Origin of the sequence: Pseudomonas sp. 30_B (assembly GCF_017491605.1) — a bacterium.
In the GTDB taxonomy this organism is placed as follows: Bacteria; Pseudomonadota; Gammaproteobacteria; order Pseudomonadales; family Pseudomonadaceae; genus Pseudomonas.
The window spans coordinates 1-616 of the sequence record NZ_JAFGYY010000102.1 but is presented as its reverse complement, the minus strand read 5'-3'; the positions used below and the strand labels follow the sequence as shown (position 1 = coordinate 616).

2 protein-coding genes are annotated in these 616 nt (G+C 67.4%); both read left to right on the top strand.

Annotated elements, in window-relative coordinates:
- Window positions 1–17 precede the first annotated feature (17 nt).
- Complete coding sequence (locus tag J5M67_RS27420) at window positions 18–188, top strand: rubredoxin (protein ID WP_004186709.1); 171 nt, start codon at window positions 18–20, stop codon at window positions 186–188.
- Between the two features lie 98 nt (window positions 189–286).
- The coding region (locus J5M67_RS27415) for a hypothetical protein (RefSeq protein WP_207888542.1) at window positions 287–616 on the top strand (330 nt) is incomplete at its 3' end.

Genomic DNA, 616 nt, shown 5'->3' with positions numbered 1-616 from the left:
CCTTTACGCGGCTTAAGATGGAATATAAAAGCTGGATGTGCCTGATCTGCGGCTGGATTTACGATGAAGAAGCTGGGTTGCCGGAGGAGGGCATCGCCCCAGGCACACGCTGGGAAGACGTTCCCATCAACTGGACATGCCCCGAGTGCGGCGCGCGCAAGGAAGATTTCGAGATGGTTCAGATCTGACCGTCTCGCGTCGGCGGTTCGGCATCGAGCGAACCGGCGGCGTTGGCGCGGCGGCATCGACGGGTTGAGGCGCCGCTTGCGGCGCGGCTTCGTTTCTGGTGCTGACGCTCGTGCCCATTACCTCTGACATCGCGACGGTTCCGGTTCTCGACGCGTTGCCCAATCCGCGAGGCGGCGCAGTGCCCGCGGCCGAGGCGGCGCTGCGCACCGCGCAACAAGCCTTCGAGCGGCGCGCCGATCCGGCCGAACCGCTCGCCGCCGCCGCGGCGGCGCTGCGGGAGGCAGGGTGGCTCGCCGCGCAACGCTTTGTCGTTGCGCTGGCTCATGCCGCGCCGCTTGCCGCGACCGAACTCCAACCGATTGCATTCGAGGCCGCGCTGCGGGATTTCCGCGCGGCGCTCGAGCGGCACAATTTGCGCGAACTCGCC